The sequence below is a fragment of the Corallococcus macrosporus DSM 14697 genome (assembly GCF_002305895.1).
Lineage (GTDB): Bacteria > Myxococcota > Myxococcia > Myxococcales > Myxococcaceae > Myxococcus > Myxococcus macrosporus.
Genome location: NZ_CP022203.1, coordinates 7,382,262 through 7,403,107, shown reverse-complemented (window position 1 = coordinate 7,403,107; position 20,846 = coordinate 7,382,262). Strand labels below are relative to the sequence as shown.

Below are 20,846 nucleotides of genomic sequence, written 5' to 3'. Positions count from 1 at the left end.
TGAAGGCTCCGACTACAGGTTCTGCTTGAAGAACTTGGTGGCGAACTTGTCCTGGTTGGCCGCGTCCCGGTGGGTCGTCCAGATGACGCGGTCCGCTTCGAGCCTGGGCTCCAGCCCGTTGCCGAAGCGGCAGCTCACCTGCTTCACCTTCTCCTGGATGGTCTGCTTCGCGATGGCGGACGCGGTGCACAGCTCCTTGAGGCTGGTCAGCGGCGTGCCACAGAAGCTGGAGATGCTCAGCTCCTTGAGCTGCTCCTCGTTGATGCTGCTCCAGTCGATGCGGGCGGCCACGGAGGTGCCACACGCGTTGTTCATCTCCTGGAGGGTGGCGGCGAACTCCTTGTCGTGGCCGGACTCCTCGCCCTTGCGGTCGAAGGCCATCAGCTTCGCCAGGGTGCCGTCCTTCATCTGCTTCTGGTGCAGCGCGTAGACCTCCTCCGGCTTCAGCGCGGCGGTCTTCTTCTCGTCGTAGGTCAGGCGGATGGAGCGCTGACGGCCGGGCACGTAGAGCTCGTACTTCGTGTCCCGCACGTGCAGGGCGGTGTACTTCCGGCCGTGCCACTGGGTGCTGTAGTTGAACTGCTCGGTGCTGCGGGTGCTCCAGTCGTTCAGCTCGTAGGGGAACACCAGGCCGTCGAACTCCGAGCCCGTGCCCTTCACGCGCAGGATGAACTTCTTGTCGGACCGGGGCGCGAGCGGCACCACGGCCACCTCTTCGCCCTCCGAGCCGGAGTACACCTTGCCGGCCTCCACCGGCGCGGCGGCCAGGGCCTGAGAAGCACCCAGCGCGACTGCCGCGACAATCACTGCGACCATGTTTCTCAAGCGCATCACCTCGTGGTGCATGAGGGCCCCCCTTCGCGGAATGGCCCGCTGTTTCAGAGTTCGATGTCGTGCTTCTGGCAGAACTTCCTGACCTTGGCACGCTCCGCTGACGCGACCTTCGGCCACTCGCTGACCGCACCGCCCAGGTCCTTCTGCTGGCAGTAGGCGCGGGTGAGCAGCGAGTACGCCGCCGTGGAGCGCTTCGCCCGCTGGCTGCTGCGGGCCAGCGCGATGGCGCGGCTGGCGTCACCCGAGGCCAGCGCGCTCTCGCCTTCCTTGAGCAGCTTGCGGACCCGCTCGGGCAGCTCTTCCCTGGGCTCGGGGCGCGTCACCGGACGCGCCGGCTTGTCGGGCGTGGTGTGGGTGGCCACCGCCGTCTGCTGCGTGGCGCCAGGGGCCGCCGACGGGGTGGACGACCCGTTCTGCGTGCCATTGGCCTGCTGCGTGGTGTTGGCCTGCTGGCTGCCGTTGCCCTGCTGGGCGCTGTTGGCCTGCTGCGTGTCATTGCCCTGCTGGGCGTTGTCGGCCTGCTGGGCGTTGTTGGCCTGCTGGGCGTTGTTGGCTTGCTGCGTGCCATTGCCCTGCTGCGTGCCGTTAGTCGTCGACGGGTCCTTCGTCACGGTGGTGCTCGCCACGGGAGGCGTGGGCACTCCCTCGCCCGCGGTGCCTCCCTTCAGCCACCAGACGAGCCCCACGCTCGAGGCGAGCAGGACCGCCGCGGTGGCGCCGATGAAGGCGCCACGGCCCTTCGCGGCGGGGGACGCCGCGGTGGAAGTGGAGGGGGCGGACAGCAGCGCCGCGGCGGCCTGGGCTTCGGCGCCCGCGATGGGCACGGGGACGCTCACGGCCGTGCTCGGCTGCGCGGGGCGCTCGGGAACGGGGATGGCTGGGAGCTGCTTCGAGATGAGCGTCGGCTCCAGGCCGGGAGGATCCACGAGCGACGCGACCGACAACTGCGCCACGCCGGAAGGATTGCCTCCCTGCGCCACCCCCATCTGGCTCGTCGCGGAAGGGCTGAAGCCCTGCGGCTGCGCCACCCCCATCTGGCCCGTCGCGGAAGGGCTGAAGCCCTGCGGCTGCGCCACCCCCATCTGCCCGGTGGCGGACGGGCTGAACGCCTGCGGCTGCACGGCGCCCATCTGCCCGGTCGCGGACGGGCTGAAGCCCTGCGCGGCCTGCTGCCCGGAACCGGGCGCCATCGTGGCATCGAAGGCCTCGCGGCCCGTGTCCGGCGCGACCTTGAGGCTTCCGGGTGGAGCCGTGGCGGACAGCGAGGCGGGGCCCCCGGAGGGAAGGGCGATGCCGGACACCGGCGCCTGGGGACGCGGGGCGAGCTGATTCCCCACGGCCGTGGACAGCGAGTGCAGCGGCGTGCCCGTCAGGTCCGCGATGAAGGAGGAGACGTCCGGATAGCGCTCGTCCACGCTCTTGGCGAGCGCGCGCATCACCGCGGCGATGGCCTCCGGCGAGGCCTCGGGGCACAGCGGCTCGAGCGGCTCGGGCGGCTCATAGACGACGCGGAAGATCATCTGCGCCAGGCTGCCCGCGCCGAACACGGGCTTGCCGGCCATCATCTCGTAGACGATGCACCCCAGCGCGAACACGTCCGTGCGCGCGTCGATGTCCTTGTTCTTCCCCTGGGCCTGCTCGGGCGACATGTACTGGGGCGTCCCGATGATGGTCGCCTCCTGCGTCTGCACCGTCGTGGAGCTGAGGACCTTGGAGATGCCGAAGTCGAGCAGCTTCACGCGCTCGCCCACCACGCCGCCCGAGTCGGTGGGCACCAGGAACACGTTGGCCGGCTTGAGGTCGCGGTGGATGACGCCCGCGCCGTGCGCCGCCTGCAGCGCGGAGCCCATCTGCCGGGTGAAGGAGACCACGTCCTCCATGGGCAGGCGCCCGCGCTCCAGCCGCTCCTGGAGGCTCTCGCCGCGCAGGAACTCCAGCACCAGGAACGGGTTGCCGTTCTCCAGGGTGTCGTAGTCCAGCACCTCGACGATGTTGGGGTGGCCCAGCCGCGACGCAATCTCCGCCTCGCGGCGGAAGCGCGCGAAGATCTCCGGCGTCAGGTGGTCGCCGCCGCGCAGCACCTTGACCGCCACCTGCTTGCCGGGAAGGCGCAGGTGTTGAGCCAGGTACACCGAGCCCATTCCTCCCCGCCCCAGGAGCGAGACGACTTTGTACGTGTTCCGCAGGACCTCATCGATGGCGAGGTCACCGTCAGCGGGTCGGGTCATGTGGCTGGAGCTCTCAGGCAGGGCATTTCGGGGAAACTTCGCCCATTCCATCCTCCCACCCCCCTGGGAGGCAACCCTCCTGATGTCGCAGCGCACCCAGCCGGGTCGTGGCACGCGACGAGGCTGGGCGTCTCATCGGCGGCCTGCCAAGGAGGCGAGCGGATGCCGAGGGCCAAGACTCCCAACCCCCCGGACTTACTCGAAGTCAGAGTGCGTCGTATCCACAGGCGCGACCTGAACCGGACCTGGGAGTTCCTCAAGCTCGTCGGAGTGCGCCTTCGAGGCCAGCGGGGACGACAACTGGGTGACCCCCCGCTGGTTCGAGGAGCGGGGCATTCGGCCGCTCTTCGTGGAGGAGCGGGCGGTGCACCCGGACTACCAGGGGCGGGGCGCGGGCAGCTTCATGCTGGATCAGCTCCAGCACCTGGCCCGGACGCGGGGCTGCACGCACCTGGTGCTGGAGGTGGCGGAGAACAACGAGTCCGCCCCGCCCAGGCTTCGAGCGGCGGCGTTGTGCTCCGAGCGCCCGGGGGCGCTCAGGCCGGCTGCGGCAGGCTGGAGCCACCCGGCGCGGGCCCGGTGGCGACCGCCGCCGTGGCGGTGAGGGCGGGCTGGGGCACGGGGGCGATGACGGACTCGCCCACGGTTTCGCCGTGCTGGCTCAGGTCCAGGCCCTCTTCCTCGTGCTCGCGGGTGACTCGCAGCGGGACGACGCGGTCCACCACCTTGTAGAGCAGGAACGAGCCGGCGAAGGAGAACACCGACACCAGCACCAGCGCGAGCAGGTGCATCATGAAGGTGCGCGTCTCGCCGTGGATGAGGCCCACGTCCTTGGCCAGCACGCCCGTGAGCACCATGCCCACCACGCCGCCCAGGCCGTGGCAGGGGAAGACGTCCAGCGTGTCGTCCAGGGAGGTGCGGTTCTTGAGGTGCACCGCCGCGTTGCTCACGAAGCTGGCGACGAGGCCCACGACGATGCTCTGCCCCACGGTGATGAAGCCGGCCGCGGGCGTCACCGCCACCAGGCCCACCACCGCGCCGATGCACGCGCCCATGGCGCTGGGCTTGCGGCCGCGCAGCCAGTCAAAGGCAATCCACCCCAGCATCGCCGCCGCGGAGGCCGTGTTGGTGGTGGCGAAGGCCAGCGTGGCCAGCGACGAGGCCGACATCGCCGAGCCCGCGTTGAAGCCGAACCAGCCGAACCACAGCATGCCCGTGCCCAGCATCACGAAGGGGATGTTGGCGGGCGTGTGCGCCGCGTTCTCCACGTGCACCTTGCGGCGGCCCAGCACCAGCGCGCCGGACAGCGCCGCGAAGCCCGCGGACATGTGCACCACCGTGCCGCCCGCGAAGTCGAGCACGCCCCACTGCCGCAGGAAGCCCTCCGGGTGCCACGTCCAGTGCGCCAGCGGCGCGTAGATGATGAGCGTGAAGAGCACCATGAAGAGCACGTACGCCTTGAAGCGCACGCGCTCGGCGAACGCGCCGGTGATGAGCGCCGGGGTGATGATGGCGAACTTGAGCTGGAACAGCGCGAACAGCATCAGCGGGATGGTGGGCGCCAGGTCCGGGTGCGTCTCACCGCCCACGCCGCTGAACATGAAGAAGGTGCGCGGGTCGCCAATGAGCCCGTGGAAGCTGTCGCCGAAGCTCAGGCTGAAGCCCACCACCACCCAGAGCAGGCTGATGACCGCCATGGCGATGAAGCTCTGGAGCAGCGTGGACACCACGTTCTTCAGCCGCACCATGCCGCCGTAGAAGAACGACAGGCCCGGCGTCATCAGCAGCACCAGCGCGGTCGCCGTGAGGATCCACGCCGTGTCCGCGGTGTTGATGGGCCCACCCTGCTTCAACTGCGCCGCCGGTTCGACCAGCAACCCCGCTCCACCCACGCCCACCAGAAGGGCCATCGCCAACCACTTCTTCATTGCGCCTCCACTTGGAAGACTGACGCAATGCAGTATGCGATGCTCCTGGCCCGGATTCAATTCCCGCTATCTTAATTTCAGGCTCAGCTAATCTAAATTGGTCCAGATTAAGGCTAAGTTGTCGATCCGTGAGGCGTGACTGCCCGCCAGGGGGCTGGCCGGCTGGCTGGCGCCAGCTCACTTCACCTGGATGCGGCCGTCCTTGATTTCCAGGTCCTCGCCCCCCTTGAGGACCACGGTGCCCGCATCCGTCTTCACGGTGCAGGGCCCGGAGCCCTGGATGGTGACGGAGGCCGTCTGGCTCTTGCCGAACGTGACCGACGTCTTCACGCCGCTACACACCACGGGCCACGTGTGGCCGCGCGAATCGCGGTTGTCGTAGCGCACCGTCACCGCGGCCCACGCCGCGGAGGACGCGAGCAGGGACGCAACCAGGGGCACCGCGGCGAACTTCGTCTTCATGACTTCCTCGCTGGGGCAGGAGCGTTGGTGCCGCGCACACTGGAGCACGGTGTTGGTGCTTGTCCATGCCGCGCGCGTGACGGCAGGCGGAGTCATACGACGCGTCCCTGACAGTCGCGCGGGCGGACAGGTGCTTTGCGTACGTAGAAACCCCACGTCTCCGTGGGTCGGCGGGCAGAACGGCTGGTTCTGCTGAAGCCTGTCGTCCCGGGGCGGGGTGGCGCTCAGGCTCGTGGTCGCCCTGCCTTGCTCACGGGGCATGTGTGAGCAGGTTCACCAGTCTTCCGAAGGGGTCGCGCACGAAGAATCTGCGCACGCCCCACGGCTCGTCCGCCGGCCCATACTCAATCGGGATTCCGGCCTTCTTCACCCGAGCGATGGCGGCATCGAGGTCGTCGACCTCGATGGACATGTCAGGCACGGGGGCGCCTGAGCCCCCTTGCGACATGAAGCTGATCTGCACCGTCATCGTTTCGCTTGAACCGTAGGTTTCAATCCACCCCATATCCATCAGGACGTCGAGCCCGAGGACGTCTCGATAAAAGCGCTGGGCGGCGGCTGGCTTCGCCGCGCTCACATTGGTGACGATTCGCAGGACCTTCACGGCTGCCTCTCCTCGCAGGGATTCATCGGGGGACATTGGCGCAAGGTGCCCCGGGGCAGCCCGCCTCGTCTTGAAGGAAATTGCGCTCGTCGAGGGGCACGTGGTTGGGGGCCTCATCCGACCGAGGGCGATACGCGACGGGCGTGGCTCCCGAGAATGCCCTGAACTCGCGGACCAGGTGGGCCTGGTCCGAAAACCCGTGCTCCACGGCCAAGGTGGCCCAGGTCATCTCCCCGCCGGCCGATTCGAGCACGCGCTGGAACCTGGCGATGCGCGCGAAGAGCTTGGGCTTGATGCCGACATGGACTTGAAACCGCTCGATGAGCCGGCGCGGCGAGAGGCCGAGTCGAGCGCCTACCGCACGGACGCTCGCGCCGCCCACCAACAGCGAACACGCGACCGCCACTGCTTCGTCGCGAGGCTTGGACGTGCGTCCTCGTTCGAGCAGCGCCGCCTCCAGCACGTCGAGCCGGGCCTCGGCGGTGGGGGCTTGCAGCAGGCGCTCGCGAAGGAGGACGCCGTCACGCCCCCAGAGTTCGTGGAGGTCGACGACCTTCCCGGTGAGCTCCAAGGCCGGCATGCCCAGAAATGGCGACGCACTCCCGGGGGCGAAGCTCACCCCGCAGATGGCGCGCTGGCCGGCCGTGTCGACGACTCTCGGTGCGGTGTGGGCGCCCTGAATCGCTACACCCCGCGTCTTGTGTGCAAGACGGCCGTCGAGCCCGTGGTCCCGGAGCACGTCCTCATGAAGATTGACGAGGAGCTGCATCCGGCCAGACGGCAGCACGCGCTCGAAGCCGTGGGCGAGCTGCCCTTCATACGTCCAGAGGAATTCCACGAGAGGAGCCAGCATGGGGCTCCGCGGCTGGCGCGCGAGAATCATGGCCGCGCGAGGGTAACAGAGCCGGGATGCACCTCCCGCGACCGATGCGGAGTCCCCCTGCTACGGCCGTGCGCTTGCGGCACTTCACGTGACGCCTCCCGGAAATCCAACCGCGGCGAGGCGTGACGAAGTGCTCCCCACTCAGCCCGTTGGCCGTCGGTCGGTGCCCCTGCTGCGGCGGCATCGTCGGCTTGTGCCTCGGGCCATCGCGGACGGAGAGGCAGTGACGCTCGGCCACTCCGCTCGTGATGCTCGCGGCCTGGCTCCGTCACTGCCCCTCCTGCCTTCAACCCAGCGGCTCCCGGCGTCAGTTCAACGTATGGGTTCCGAGGCTCGACATCACCCCCGTGCCCCCCGCGGGCAGGAAGGTCCGCACGCCCGTCGCGGAGATGTAGCCGGGCTTCATGAGGATGCCCGACCAGGCGTCCACCAGCGCATAGGGCCAGCCCGCATCAGGCCGCATCACCGCCGAGAAGGTGAGGGCGAGCGGCGTCAGCTCGCCGTTGGGGTTGTTGACGAAATGGAAGGTCCCCGAGACGGGGATGGACAACGGCCCGACCGGGGTGAACTGGGTGAAGTAGGTCCCGCTGAAGGTGCCGTTCCAGTCGCTGGATTGGGTGACCGTCAGGACGAACTCGCCGTTCTCGGAGGTGTACGTCCCATTGATGTTGAAGGCATGGGCGGAGGTGCTGAGCATCAGCATGGGAATGACGAAGAGGAGGCCGAGGAGCTTGCTCTGCTGCATGAGTAAAACCTCTCTGGGGGTCGAGGAGCCCTGCATGGGCTCGGGCGTCCCCATGAGCACTCCTCGTGCCAGCACGCGCTGACGCGGTGATTACCGGGGCGGCGGTGGCGCTGCCGCGTGCGCGCGCCTGCCCTGGACATGTCCGGACATGTCCGGACGCGTGCGGCTCCGGCCCGCGTCACGGGGTGTGACGCGGAGCCGGGGCGGGCGCGCAGACGCGGAGGCCGATGCGGATGTCCCTCAACCAGGGCTCGTTGGGCATTCGCGAATTGGAGCGGTTGGAGATGCGGTCGTAGTACCAGGACCCACCACGGGCCACCGCCTCTCCGGGCTTGCGCACCGACCGCACCCATTCGATGACGTTGCCGGCCAGGTCCATCACCCCGAAGGGGCTGGCGGAAGCAGGGTGGGCGCCCACCTCGTCGGGGCCGAAGCCCAGCGGTTGGCGGCCATAGGTCTCATCGAAGTTCGCGTCGTCCGGCGCGAGCACGTCGCCCATGGGAAACAGGCGGGCGTCCGCGCCACGCGCCGCGCGCTCCCACTCGTATTCGGAGCACAGCCGGGCGCCCGGTAGGCGTCCGGAGCGGTCCAGCCACGCGAGGTACGCCCGCGCGTCCTCCAGAGAGATGGCCGAGATGGGAAAGCGCAACCAGTCCTGCACGGCCCTGCGGTCGCGGCCCGGGTAGCGGATGGGCTCGCCGCTGCTCGCGTAGAGGGGATGCTGCGTGGGCTGCAGCATGAGGCGCCAGCCTGACGTCTCCCGGGTGAGCGCCAGCGCGCCGGCCGTTGACCGCACGCCGGGCGTCCGTCGCCGCTGCGCGTCCGGCGGCAGCGCGTCGAGGAACGCGAGCCACTCGGCGAACGTCACCTCATGGCGGGCGATGAGGTATCCCCCGGTCGTCACCTGCCGGAGCGGGGGCGCCTGGAGGAACTCGCGCCGCAGCGCCTCGTCGTCGCTGCTGCCGAAGAGGAAGCGGCCCGGCGGGATGTAGACGAAGCCCTCCGGGACGTCGGCCGCCCGCGGCAGGGGGATGCGCGCCTGGAGGTTCTCTCCCGCGGCGAGCACCACCGGCAGGACGGCGCGCGTCAGGCCCGGCGCCTGGAAGGTGAGGACGTAGGACCCCGGGCCCGTCGCGAGCGCGTGCGCCGCGATGGGCGTCAGGCCCAGGGAGATGGCTGCGGACAAACTGGGCGCTCCGGGCTCGCCCGTGTCGCGCTGGAGCAGCACCTCCGCGCCCGGCGGCTCCGTGGCGAGGTCCAGGACCGGCGGTGCGAGGAACCGGCGTTGACCGGCGCCGTCGTCATCGAGGCTCGCCAGCCTGCGCAGGGCCTCGCGCCGCTGTCCGGGACGGAAGAACCACTCCGCCAGCTCCATGCGCCCGGTCAGCACCTCCGCGAGCAGTCCGCGCGCTTCCCTCCGCGAGCCGTCCAGGAGCAGGGCGGTGTCGAGCGCCTGCGTGGCGCGCTGGTAGGCGTCGTCCGCGCGGTCATCGCGCTTTCGTGCCTCGGCCCAGGTCTCCTCCGGCTCGCCTCCGGCTCCGACGACTGGAGCGCCGGTGAGGGCGCGTTCCCCGCGCGCGTCCCATCGCTGGAAGGCGTCCGCGCGCGCGGCCTTCGCGGCGGCATGGTGGGCCCGGGCTTCGGTGATGGACGCCCGGGCTTCATCCAGGTGCGCCTGCACCGTGCGCTCCAGCGCGTGGCGACCCTTCAGCCAGGCCGCGCCCCCCGCCACCATCGCGGTGAGGGGCAGGGCCAGCGCCAGCCCCAGGCGCCGCGCGAAGGTGCGCCGGAGCGCCCGCCGCGAGGCCTTGAGGAACGCCGCTTCCTGCCGCGTCAGCGCGAGCTCGCCGGCCGCGCTCACCACGTCGAGCTCACGCCGGCTCCACAGCGCCGAGGCGGGGCGGTCCGCGCGCTCCCAGCCGGCCGCGGCGAGCCGCACCCGCTCGAGCACCTGCCGCTCCTGGCGGGCCGCTTCCAGCCACCCGCGCAAGGTGGACCAACCCTCGAGCAGGGCTTCGTGCGCCACCTCGTGGACGTGCGCCTCGCCATCCTGCCGGACCACGACGAGCCGCGCCCGGACCAGGGCCTCCAGCGCGATGCGATTCGCGGAGGCCTCGGCACCGAGCTCCCGCGTGGTCCGCCGGACCCGGGCGCCCTCCGGACTGATGAGCCGCAAGAGCAGGCCGCGAGCCGCCAGACGCGCATCGGGGGCCAGCGCCGCCAGCGCTCCATCCGCGTGACGGCCCAGGGCCCCGGCCACGCCCCCGAGCGCCTCCAGCGACGCCTCCCGGATGCGCTGAGCCGTCCGGTCGCGTGCATCCCATAGCTCGGCGAGCGTGAACTGGAGGATGGGCAGGCCACCGGGCGCGTGGGCGGAGGACGCCACGAGCGTGTCCACCAGGGCCTCCGTCTCGAACGCGACGCCCGTCACGCGCGCCGGACCGACCACGGCCTCGCGCGTCCCTTCCGGGCCCAGCGGCTTGACGAGGAAGAGGGCGCGCGCCACTTCATCCTCCAGCCCCGGCAGCGCCGCCAGCCGCGTGAAGTAGTCCCCTCGCACCGTGGCCAGCGTGCGCACACCCCTGGCCAGGATGGCCAGGTGCCCGAGCACCTGCGTGAAGGCGGACGCCTCGTCCGGCTCGCTCTGGGTGAACAGCTCCTCGAGCTGATCGATGAACAGCAGCGTGCCCCGCGTGGGCCCGGCGGCGCGCAGGGCCCGCGCCATCGCCGCGGGCTCATGCCGCACCTGGGCCGCCAGCAGCTCCTCGGACAGGCCGAGCCGGCCCGCCACCGCGGCAACCAACGCCGTGAGGGGCCGGCGCCCGGGCATGAGCGACAGCACGGTGTAGGCACAGCCGTCCCCGAGCCCCGCTTGCGTGACGAGCGGCGACACGCCCGCCCGGCACAACGAGGACTTGCCCACCCCTGAGTCCCCCGCGACGAGCACCAGCGCCTGGGCGCGAAGCCGCTCATGGATGGTGCGAAGCTCCGCGCCGCGGCCGAAGAAGAGCCCCCGGTGCTCCGCGTCGAAGGCCTGGAGGCCGCGATAGGGATTGCCTGGGGGGACAGGGATTGGGGCGCCGTCCTCCTTCAGGCGCTCGAGCTCTGCGCACAGCGTGTCGGCGGAGGCGAAGCGCCGTGCCGGGTCGTATTCGAGGCACCGGAGGATGATGGCGCGCAGGCGGTCGCCGAGCCCGCTTCCGGACGGCTCCGCACCGGAGGGGCGCGCTTCGGGAGTCCCCGCTTCCTCCATCGCTCCGCTCGCGGTGGGCTCGTCGAAGGGGCGATGGCCCGCCAGCAGCTCGTGAAGCACCATGCCCAGGCCATAGACATCTCCCCGCGGACCGGGCGGTTCGCCACGCAGCGCCTCCGGCGCCATGTACCCGCGCGTGCCGGCGATGGGGATGGTGGGCTGGAGCGCGGGCGCGGCGTCCCCCGGAGCAGCCGTCCAGGAGAGGGCGAGCCCGAAGTCGACGAGCTTCACCGCGCCATCCGGGAGCACCATGACGTTGTCCGGCTTGAGGTCGCGGTGGAGCACATGCGCGCGGTGCGCGGCGGCCAGTCCCCGTGCCAGTCCCAGGGCGATGGCCAGGACCCGCTCCGGCGGGAGCGGCGCGGGCAGGCCCCTCAGGGAGATGCCGGGGAGGAACTCCTGCACCAGATAGGGGTGGGCGCCCACTTCGGAGACCCGGTACACCGTCACCACGTTCGGATGGCGGAGACGGGCGAGCGCCCGGGCCTCGGCGAAGAGTCGGTCGCGCTGCTCCGGGCCGGACCGCTCCGCGCCGATGAACTTGATGGCGACCCGCCGCTGGAGTGCCGTGTCCTCGGCCAGGTAGACGCGGCCCATTCCCCCCTCGCCCAGCAGGCGGATGAGCCGGTACTCGTCGAACGCCGGGGGCGGCTCCCAGCGCGCCGGGACGGGGCCGCTCAAGGCCGCGGAGGGGACGCGCAGCTCCCCCCATGACAGGTCCTTGGCCCCAGGGGCTCCCCGTCGCACGAGGGGCAATGGGTGCGGAGCCCGCCCCCCGGCCCATCGTCCGTGACGCAGTACTCGTTCTTCCAGGTCTGGGTCAGCAGCAGGAAGGGCACGCCCCCATCGAAGTACTTCCTCAAGGGGGTCCCCGCGTCACCGGGCTGCTGGCAGTCGTAGCTCGCCGTCAAATGCGTCCCTGGCGCTCCTCGGATTTTCGAAAGGGGCGCGGGGGCGTAGCGCGGCCGCACACAACTTCCCCCGTCCGGCATCACGCCGAAGGGCAGGGCGCCTTGCTCGTTCCAGGCGGCCTCGAAGCGCAGGGGTGGAAGTCCTCCACCGTCGAAGGTGTCCTGGGTCTGGATGCCATGGCCGTCGACGAAGTCGACGTAGGTGCCCTGGCACGTGAAGGACTCGCCGTCGCCGTTGTAGTCGGCGCGCGCGGCCCGCACACACGCCTGGAACAGCCGCGCGAGCGGGGGCCCTCCATCCCACTCCTGGTCCGGGAGGTATCCCCAGTGCGCGCAAACGCCGACCGCGCCCGTCGTGCAGCTCGCGGTGAAACAGGGGGCGTCACCGCCTCCGTCGTTGAAGCCTCCATCCGGCATCCAGCAGCCGGGGATGACCACGGCCTTCCCTTGATAGAAGTCACCCGCGTCCGGTGAGCATTCATTGGGGTTCTGCGTGTGATAGCCCTTGCCCGCGCAGACGTTGCGGTTCAGGACGGCATCCGTCACGGTATAGAGCTTGAGCTGGGCGCCCGCGTCTTGAAGGAGCGCGGGCAGGCACGGGTCCGCGGGCGGACTCTCGGTGATTCGGTAGGGCCTCCCATCGCTTCCCATCCAGATGCCGGCTCCACCGTCGAACCGTGCCTGGAAGAAGACGCTGCCGCCATCGACTCCGCTCCAGCCGGTAGGGCTGGGCGCCTGCGGGTTGACGTGCTCCCACTGGAGGGGGGTGGCCTGGGCCCGCGGCTCGGAGTCCGTGGGCGGAGCGCAGTCCCTGCCGCTCAGCGTCGCCATCAAGGCCATCATCGACAGGGGAAGGAGAGAACGCATGGGTTCCTCTGGGAAGCCTCAACTGAGGCGCGGCGGGGGGGCGCGGTAGTGGTCCAGCTCGAGCCCGAAGTCCTCGATCCACCGGTACACCTGCTGCCGCGAGCACCCGAGGTGCCGGGCGACCTCCGCGACCTTTCCCTGGTGCGCGCGCAGGTGGGTCTCCAACTCCTGGGGGCTGGATTCGACGGCGCGAGGCGGACGCGGAGCAGGAGGCTGGGAGGCCCCGTCCTCCGCTGACGGCGGCGCGGGGGGCCTGGCCGCCAGCATCCGCCGCTCCGCCTCCAGCTCGTGCGCCACCTGCGTCCCCAGCTTCAGCGGTCCTCCGTCCGAAGCGATGACCGCGATGGAGAGCACGTTGAGCAGGCCCCGTACGTTGAGCGGCCAGTCATGGAGGAGCAGCGCCTCGGCGAGCCCCACGTCGACGGGCCGGGCTTCGGCCTTCAGGCGGCCGAGCAGGTGGCGCGCGAGCGGCGCGATGTCCTCGCGGCGCTCGCGCAGGGGGGGCAGCAGGAGGCGCCACTGGACGAGCCTGGCGTAGAGGTCCGCGCGGAAGGCGGCCTCGTTCACCTGGGAGACGAGGTCCCGGTGGGTGGCCGCGAGCACCCGCACGTCGATGGGGACCTCCTGCGTTCCTCCCAGGGCGCGGACCCGCCGCGTCTCCAGCACGCGGAGCAGCTTGACCTGGAGCATGGGAGGCATCTCCCCCAACTCATCCAGGAACAGCGTGCCCCCATGTGCCTCGCGCAGAAGGCCGTCCCGGGAGGCCGCCGCGCCCGTGAAGGCGCCGCGCACATGCCCGAACAGCTCGCTGTCCAGCACGCTCTCCGCGACGCCTCCGCAGTTGAGCGCGATGAAGGGCCCCGCGCGGCCGCTCAGTTCATGGAGCGCGCGCGCCACCACCTCCTTGCCCGTCCCGGTTTCGCCCAGGATGAGCACCGACTGCTCATGCCGCGCCGCCCGCGCGAGGTCGCGGTGCAGCCGCGTCAGCGCCGCGCTCCTGCCCACCAGTCCGTCGATACGCTGGTCGTCATTCGGGGCCTCGGAGGCCTCGGCGAAGACAAACAGCGTGTCCCCCATTCGAAGGACGTCCCCCCACGCGAGGGGCTCGCGTCCCGTGAGCGGTCGTCCATTGAGGCGGGTGCCATTGTGGCTTCCCAGGTCTTCGACGAACCAGGTCCCCCCGACGTGTTCGATGCGCGCATGGCCACGGGAGAGCCGGGCGTCATCCAGGGCGACCCGGGGGAAGAGGGGCGCGCCACGCCCCACGAGCGTCGCGCCGCTTCCAAGCCCACGGCGCTCATCCCCGATGAAGGCGTTGCGCGTATAGGCAAGGACGAGCGCCGCCGCTCCGGTTCCGCTTTCAATAAAGGGGGCGTGCTCGGCGCTGAGGGTGTCGTCGGTCATCTCGGCCGCCATCCGTCATATTGCAACGGAAGGGGTTCCGGAAAGAGCTGGATATGCCGTATTCTCGCGCGGCCTGCCGTCCGACACCACACCGACAACTTCGGGCGCGTGAGGCTCCACGTCCTGCCCGGGAGCCAGGCCCCTCTCGGCGCTCCCAGCTCGGGTTTCATCCTGTCCGATGCGTGGCGCGGAGCGGACACTCCGCCGGGTTCTCCCGCCTCGCTGTAGTAGGTTGGCGTGAATGGTACGCACTTCAAGGCTGGTGTTGATCGGGTTCTTCCTCCTCGCTTCCGCCGGGGCCTCCGCCGCGCCTGCCGAGGCTGGCGCGGCGAAGTCCATCGCGGAGGCATCGAAGCGAGTGGAGCGCGCGCGCGCCGACCTCGCGGCGGCCGTGAAGCGGATTGAAGCGGAGCCGCCACGTAACGCCGACCTCGACGCCGCCCTCGCGGCGGTGGAGGCGCTGAAGGTCGCGCTCGATGCCGGAGCGAGCTTCGAGACGGAGGACCTCGAGTACGCGAAGCTGGTCCTGGCTTCGCGCAAGCAGCTCCGGACGCAGCGGGAGTACGTCGACGAGCGCCGGGCCAAGGTCCATATCTTCGAGTACCGCCGGCGCATCGATGGCGCGCTCGCGCCCCTGAACGAGCGCATGGCGAAGCTCGGCAAGGGGGACCCTGGCGCCAAGGCGATGGACGAGGCCCGCGCCGCGGTGGACGCGCTGGAGAAGCTGGCGGAGGAGGGCCGGCCTCTCAAGAGCCAGGACCCGGCGTTCTCCACGTACCTCACCGAGGTCGAGGCGACCCTCGCCCGTCACCGGAAGACGCTCGACGCGCGGTGGCTGCAGATCATGGCGCAGAAGCAGCGGGGCCTTCTGGACGAGCGCCGCAAGGGCCTGGCGAGCTCGCTCGCCGAGCTGGGCAAGGCGTGGTCGGACGAGAAGTTCACGGCCACCGACAAGGCGGTGGATGCGCTGCAGAAGCAGCTCGAGGAGGGCAGGCCGCTCGAGGCGCAGGACAAGGGCTACCGCGCGGAGGCGGAGAAGGCCCGCGCCGAGGTCACCCAGGCCCGGCGCCGGATGGATGAGCTCGTGGCGCAGGCGGGTGTCGCGCGGGTCAAGGTGGAGCTGGAGCCCGCGTATGAAGAGCTCCGTCGGTCCGCCAAGGCGCTCCGGGTGAAGCGGCCCGCGCCCGAGCAGCTCTCCGAGGCGAAGACGGCGGCGTTCGTCGTCCGGAAGCTGGTGGACAAGTACGAGCCACAGGCGGCGAGGAGCCAGGCCATTGGCCAGTACCTCACCGAGGTGAAGAACACGCTCGTCGAGGTGGAGGTGGCGCTCCAGGTCCGCACGCTCGATGCGGCGCGCGCCGAGGTCGTCCAGGCGCTGCGGAGCGTGGAGAAGCGGTCCGTGACCGACGAGCAGTTCGAGGAGGCGAAGACGGCGATGGTCGTCCTGGAGAAGACGCTCGAGACGGTCCACGTGAAGAACCCCGCCATCAGCCCGGCCGCCGCCGACGCGCGCCAGCTCCTCAAGGACGGGCGGGCGACGCTGGAGCGGCGCCGGTACCAGGTCGACCTGCTGCAGCAGCGCGCGAAGGTGGACGAGGCCCGGAAGAACGCGGCGGCGCTGGTCACCCAGGTCCAGAAGGAGACGCCCTCGGAGGCGCAGCTCCAGGCGGCGGAGAACGCCGTCAAGCAGATTGGCGTGGTGCTGGAGGCCGGTGCCGCCTTCGTCAAGAAGGACCGTGACTACGCCCTGTACGCCAGGGAGTCGAAGGAGCGCATGGCGGAGCTGGGCGACCGCATCACCCGGCGGAAGATTGTCCTGGCCGCGGCGGAGGCCCGGAGCCAGCTTGGGGCCCGGCTGGCGACCACGCAGGAGAAGCTCGAGGCCGCCAAGGCCATCTCGGCGACCGACGCCGAGGTCGAGACCGCCTCGAAGAGCGTGGACGAGGTCATGACGCTGTTCGAGACGCACGCGGCGCTGGAGCGGCAGGACGCGAGCTACGCGGCGGCCGCCGAGCGCTCACGCGCCGACTGGCTGAAGATGGTCGAGGCGCTCGAGTTCGCGAAGCAGGCGAGGGCGCTGCGCCGGACGACGGGTGAGGCGCTGGACATCGCGGGCAAGGCGGCGACGGCCGCCGCGTCCTCCGCGGACCTGCGCAAGCGCAGGGCCCTGTACGCGAGCGCCGCGGAGAAGCTCAGGGACTGCCAGGACGAGGGCGCCCGGATGGTGAAGGAGAACGCCAGCCTCGCGGCGGTCGACGTGCTCGTGGGTGGGGTCCCCACCCAGCCCCAGGAGGTGATGGCCCAGTGTGCCCAGAAGGCCGAGGCCCTGCAGGCGCCCCTGACGCGGGTCGACGTGGAGCTCCGGTTCCAGGAGGGCCAGCGGAAGGCCTACGACGCGGCGAAGGCCCACCTCGCCAAGGGGCGCAAGAAGGAGGCGCTCTCGCAGCTCAACGACTGCATCGCGGAGGGGCGCATCCTCGAGAACCGATACCCTGACTTCAAGCAGCAGAAGTTCGACATCGGCGGCGCCAGCATGAGCATGCTGGAGTTGGTCCAGGTCTGCGCGAAGGAGCGCAAGGCGCTGCAGCCTTGAGCTGACGGCACCACTCCAGGGCCCTGCCAGTTGGGAGGGCCCTTCGTTCAGCGCCCTGGCCGCGACGACGGTTCCGGCACGCGCGGTTCGACGCTCACTGCTTGCAAGACAGCTCGTACCCGGTGCTCCAGTCCTGACCATTCAGCGAGTACTGGCCACGCATCTCCAGCACGCCGGGCGAAACGAGACGCTCCGTGTCCCTGATTCGCACTTCGCCCATGGGGCCGCTCGCCTCCCCGAGCCATACGTGGCCGTCCATGGACGAGGAGCTGGCCTGACCGCCCAGGTTGTCGACGATGAGGTTCACCCACTTGCTCGCTGCTGCGTCAAACGTTCGGTAGGCGGTGAACTTGTATTTGTAGTCACCGGACAGCACCACGAACTCAGTGCGGAGCCAGGCCTTGTCGAGGTCGGGCCTGACGTCGAGGGTGACCTCGCTTGGGCTCGCGCCACCTGGCCCGTGCACATCGCCGTGGCAGGTCCAGGTCCCCGCCAGGGCCTTGGCGGAGTCGGCCAGCGCGGATGCCGCGGTGACTGCGGGCTCGACCTTCGTGGGCGAGGTGTCCGTCATTGCCGCGTGGCCTTCCGGCCACTGCGATGGGCTGCCCCGACAGCCGAGTAGACCGGCAACGGCGATGAACAGGAATGCGGACGAGCGTAGGGGCATGCGTTTCTCCGGAAGCGCAGTTGAGCGACCCACTGCATCTAACGGCGCAGCCCACCGTGCGGGGAGAGCGCCCTTTGCGCTCGGATCGGCGAGTCTTCCGGCGGATGTCGGTGAGTGCTTTCCCGGGCCGTAATAGACGCCGCCCCGCGCCTCTGGCGAGGTCGCGGCGAAGAGCGTGGGGAGCGCGCCCTGCGACGCGGGCTGGAACATGAACCAGAAGAGCGTCCGCATGATGCCGGCGGCGCTCCACCGGCCGGGTGCGTTGTGCAGAAGCTGGGTGTGAGAGATGCCGGGGTGCGCGGCGATGCTGGTGCGCAGCAGCGGCATCAGGTGGGCGGTCGGGGCGAAGTGGCCGAGGTAGTTGGTCCCGAACTGAAGCTCGAGGCCATCCGAGGTTGCCTGCCGATTCGGCGGAGTCATCACCGCGGCGTTGTTGATGTCTTTCAAGCGGGGCGTGTGTTGCGTGGACGGGTGCGTGTGGAGCTTCCCGTCATCATCGCGCGCGATTTCGTCATCCCCCGGCTGCCCGAGTTGCTCGCCCGCCATCCGCAGCTTCAGTTCGCCATCCGCGCGAGTGACCGGCCCACGGCGGCGCTGCGCGAGGGGTTCGACCTGGTGCTCCGGATATGTCCGGTCAACGAGCCGGGGCTCGTCGGGCGCCGCATCGGCGAGGCGTCCATGATGAACTGCGCAAGCCCTGCGTATCTGCGCCAGCATGGGACTCCACGCACGCTGGACGACCTGCGCAACCATCACGTCGTCCACTACGTCGCCGATTCGACTCCGGCCTTCGAGTACTTCGACGGCAAGACAGCCGGGGCTCGCTGTGGAGGGCGGACTACGCGCACCCTCCTGACGAGCCGGAGGGTGCGCAGCAGGGGCCCCGTTGAGTCAGTACACCACCACCGAGGCGTAGACGCCGGTGCCGTTCGTGTAGGCCACCAGGGCGCCGCCGTTCGACGGGAGCGCCGCGACGGCGGCCACGGTGCCCGGTCCTATCGTCCTGGCATCCTCGGTCAGAATCAGGGGAGCCCCGACGCGCATCCGGTCCAACTGGATGTTGCCCGTCCCTCGCTGGGACGCGATGTAGCCGTTGCCGAGCGCATCCGCGTCAATCGACCGGAGGGACCCGGAACCTACGTCCGTTGGAAGGCCCGTCACCTGCGTGCTCGTTCCTGGCGAGGACATCGGGATGACGTCCACGTTGTCGTCCCCGAAGGCGCCCGTCACGTAGATGAAGCCGTTGGAGCCCGTCCAGTCCGAGAAGAACGCCTGCCCCGGCGGGGAGCTCTGCGGGCCGAAGGTGGCCCCCTGGTCGCTGCTGCGGCGGATGCGGAAGGAGGGGTCGTCGCTCACGGAGAAGACATCGCCGCTGATCTTGTCCACGATGACGTCGAAGAAGGCATTGTTCTGGTCCACGTCCGTCACGCTGAAGTCATTCGCGCCTCGCTCGAAGTTCTGGAGGACGCGCACACCACTGGCGCCCCGCGAGACGGCGATGTAGAGCGCGTCGCCCGTGGAATCCAGGCTGACGGTGGGGTTGGCCACCGGGCCGAGGGTTCGCGGCGCCTCCCAGCTTGCTCCCGCGTCGACCGTCCGGGTGAATAGCAGCGCGCCCGCGCCGGTGGCCGCGACGTAGGCAACTCCCGTGGGGCCGCCTTCAATCGCGACTTCCGCCGTGCTGGTGATGCCCAGCGGCGTGGGCCCCACCCAGGTCTGGCCTCGGTCCACGCTCACGCTGACATGGACCTGTCCACCGCAGTTCATGACGACGTAGAAGCGCCCCAATGCATCCACCGCCGCCTTGCGCCCCGTGTTCGAGTTGGCAGTGGTGCAGCTCAGCGTCCCGCTGATGAGCGTGGGGGGCACATTCGAGAAGGCATCCAGCTGGCACATGGCGTCGCAGCCATCCCCGGGCGTCGTGCCGCCATCATCGCACTGCTCTCCCGTCGTGCTGTCGACCAGGCCGTCGCCGCAGACCTCCACGCCCTGGCAGTCCGCTCGGCAGCCATCTCCCGCGGCGCGGTTGCCGTCGTCACACACCTCACCTGAATCGAGGTAGCCATCACCGCAGACAGGCGGCCCCCTGACGGTGATGCTGACCGTGGCGGTATTGGAGGTCAGCGTGCCGTCGCTGACCTCGAAGGTGAACTGGTCCTCGCCCTGGAAGTCCGCGTTCGGCGTGTAGAGCAACTGGGCGCCCGTTCCGGACAGGGTGCCGTGCGTGGGCGCCGTCGCGGTGAACGTGAGCGCATCCCCGTCCACATCCGTGGCCGTCAGCGTGATGGGCGCCGTCGTGTTGTAGCTCACGACCACCGCGGTGGAGTTGGCGGCGGGCGCGTCGTTGACCGGCGTCACCGTGACCGAGACGGTGGCCGTTGCCTGCTTCTTGCCGTCAGAGACCGTGACCTGGAAGGTGTCCTCTCCGGCGAAGTTCACGTCCGGGGTGTACGTCACCGTCGCCCCTGTGCCCATGAGCGTGCCATGGCCGGGCAGGGTGAAGGCGAAGTCGAGCGCGTCGCCATCCGGGTCCACCGCGGGGATGGTGATGTTCACCGGCGTGTCCTCGGGGGTGGTCGCGTTGACGTCCTCGACCGTGGGCGCGGCGTTGTTGTCGCAGACGCTCGGCTGCCCCGTGCAGGTGTAGCCCGGCTCCACCTCACAGACGCTGTTGCAGCCGTCGCCAGAGAGCAGATTGCCGTCGTCACAGACTTCGAATCCGCCCAGCACTCCATCACCACAGAAGGCCCGGAGCGACGTCTCCACCGCGTCCACCAGGTAGAGCGCGAGCACCGTGCCTCTCAGCCGCACGTAGCGATAGGGCACGTTCCCCGGGTACGCCGCCACCGCCACATGCGTCCCCAGGCCCAGTTCCACCAGGCGCAACACGCTGGAGCCGATGAGGGTCCCGTCCGCCTTCAGGAAGTCCACCTGCGCCACCAGCGCCAACGACAACCCCTGGTAGTAGACTCGCAGGTCGCCGGTGCCTTCCTCGCCCTGGCCCAGGTCCAGCGTCAGCGCCGTGTTGAGCAAGCCCAGCAGGGTCGCGGCCTGCCCGTCCGGAGCGCCCAGCGCCGCGCTCGCGTTGAGCACTGTCGCCGTGGTGCCCGGTGCCACCGCGTCCGCATACGGGTCCCACGCCACCAACGCGTCTGGGCGCTCAGGCGTCAACGCCCCGTCGTCCTCTTGCGACACCCCATTCCCCTGAGGGCGTATCGTCTCCTCCTGGGACTCCACACCACATGCGCCCAGGGACAAGGCCAGCGTCACGCCCAGGCTCCACGACCGCAGCACTTCAGAACGGCTTCGCATCAAGTGTCTCCCCACCCGAGGAACAGGATGAAATCCGGGATGGACCGGCCCCCTCGGGGACTGTTCGGCGCTACTCAACGTTCCCGACTGCTCGGTGTGCAATACGCGGATGGCCAAAGTCGTTCGGCCACCCGTCGCCAGGCACTCGAGTGCCA

At 70.1% G+C, this 20,846-nt stretch carries 13 protein-coding genes and 1 pseudogene; 3 read left to right on the top strand and 11 right to left on the bottom strand.

Annotated elements, in window-relative coordinates; all coding sequences use genetic code 11:
• Positions 1-12 precede the first annotated feature (12 nt).
• Both MYMAC_RS29860 and MYMAC_RS29855 read right to left on the bottom strand, forming a co-directional pair.
• On the bottom strand, positions 13-816 hold the full coding sequence (locus MYMAC_RS29860) for a hypothetical protein (RefSeq protein ID WP_239989088.1): 804 nt from the start codon (positions 814-816) through the stop codon (positions 13-15).
• A gap of 62 nt (positions 817-878) precedes the next feature.
• Positions 879-3,062, bottom strand: a complete 2,184-nt coding sequence (locus MYMAC_RS29855; protein ID WP_095960529.1) for a serine/threonine-protein kinase — start codon at positions 3,060-3,062, stop codon at positions 879-881.
• A gap of 304 nt (positions 3,063-3,366) precedes the next feature.
• On the opposite strand from MYMAC_RS29855, the gene MYMAC_RS38055 reads away from it, so the two are divergent.
• Positions 3,367-3,666: a GNAT family N-acetyltransferase gene (locus MYMAC_RS38055; protein ID WP_239989087.1), complete on the top strand. Its 300-nt coding sequence runs from the start codon at positions 3,367-3,369 to the stop codon at positions 3,664-3,666.
• On the opposite strand, the gene MYMAC_RS29845 is transcribed toward MYMAC_RS38055, so the two are convergent.
• The 8 genes from MYMAC_RS29845 to MYMAC_RS29810 all read right to left on the bottom strand — a co-directional run bounded on the left by MYMAC_RS29845 (position 3,599) and on the right by MYMAC_RS29810 (position 14,119).
• On the bottom strand, positions 3,599-4,990 hold the full coding sequence (locus tag MYMAC_RS29845; protein ID WP_095960528.1) for an ammonium transporter: 1,392 nt from the start codon (positions 4,988-4,990) through the stop codon (positions 3,599-3,601). The genes MYMAC_RS38055 and MYMAC_RS29845 overlap by 68 nt on opposite strands.
• Before the next feature lie 177 nt (positions 4,991-5,167).
• Positions 5,168-5,452, bottom strand: a complete 285-nt coding sequence (locus MYMAC_RS29840; protein ID WP_013938167.1) for a hypothetical protein — start codon at positions 5,450-5,452, stop codon at positions 5,168-5,170.
• 250 nt (positions 5,453-5,702) lie between these two features.
• Positions 5,703-6,056, bottom strand: a complete 354-nt coding sequence (locus MYMAC_RS29835; protein ID WP_095960527.1) for a VOC family protein — start codon at positions 6,054-6,056, stop codon at positions 5,703-5,705.
• Positions 6,057-6,078: 22 nt separating this feature from the next.
• Positions 6,079-6,939: a DUF6597 domain-containing transcriptional factor gene (locus MYMAC_RS29830; protein WP_239989086.1), complete on the bottom strand. Its 861-nt coding sequence runs from the start codon at positions 6,937-6,939 to the stop codon at positions 6,079-6,081.
• A 307-nt stretch (positions 6,940-7,246) separates the two neighbouring features.
• Positions 7,247-7,684, bottom strand: a complete 438-nt coding sequence (locus tag MYMAC_RS29825; protein ID WP_013938170.1) for a hypothetical protein — start codon at positions 7,682-7,684, stop codon at positions 7,247-7,249.
• A gap of 178 nt (positions 7,685-7,862) precedes the next feature.
• On the bottom strand, positions 7,863-11,618 hold the full coding sequence (locus tag MYMAC_RS29820; RefSeq protein ID WP_095961732.1) for a bifunctional serine/threonine-protein kinase/formylglycine-generating enzyme family protein: 3,756 nt from the start codon (positions 11,616-11,618) through the stop codon (positions 7,863-7,865).
• Positions 11,615-12,715, bottom strand: coding sequence for an ADYC domain-containing protein (locus MYMAC_RS29815; RefSeq protein WP_238540040.1), 1,101 nt, complete (start codon positions 12,713-12,715; stop codon positions 11,615-11,617). Before MYMAC_RS29815 ends, MYMAC_RS29820 begins: the two co-directional genes overlap by 4 nt.
• 18 nt (positions 12,716-12,733) lie before the next feature.
• Entirely contained in the window at positions 12,734-14,119 is a 1,386-nt protein-coding gene (locus MYMAC_RS29810; RefSeq protein WP_239989085.1) for a sigma 54-interacting transcriptional regulator, read from the bottom strand.
• A 241-nt stretch (positions 14,120-14,360) separates the two neighbouring features.
• Between MYMAC_RS29810 and MYMAC_RS29805 the strand changes: the two genes are divergently transcribed.
• Both MYMAC_RS29805 and MYMAC_RS38570 read left to right on the top strand, forming a co-directional pair.
• Positions 14,361-16,712 (top strand): hypothetical protein, encoded by a 2,352-nt coding sequence (locus tag MYMAC_RS29805; RefSeq protein WP_095960525.1) that lies wholly within the window; start codon positions 14,361-14,363, stop codon positions 16,710-16,712.
• Positions 16,713-17,493: 781 nt separating this feature from the next.
• Positions 17,494-18,123, top strand: a pseudogene (locus MYMAC_RS38570) (LysR substrate-binding domain-containing protein); the annotation flags it as partial.
• Between the two features lie 147 nt (positions 18,124-18,270).
• On the opposite strand, the gene MYMAC_RS29785 reads toward MYMAC_RS38570, so the two are convergent.
• Entirely contained in the window at positions 18,271-20,691 is a 2,421-nt protein-coding gene (locus MYMAC_RS29785; protein ID WP_239989084.1) for an Ig-like domain-containing protein, read from the bottom strand.
• Between the last annotated feature and the right edge of the window lie 155 nt (positions 20,692-20,846).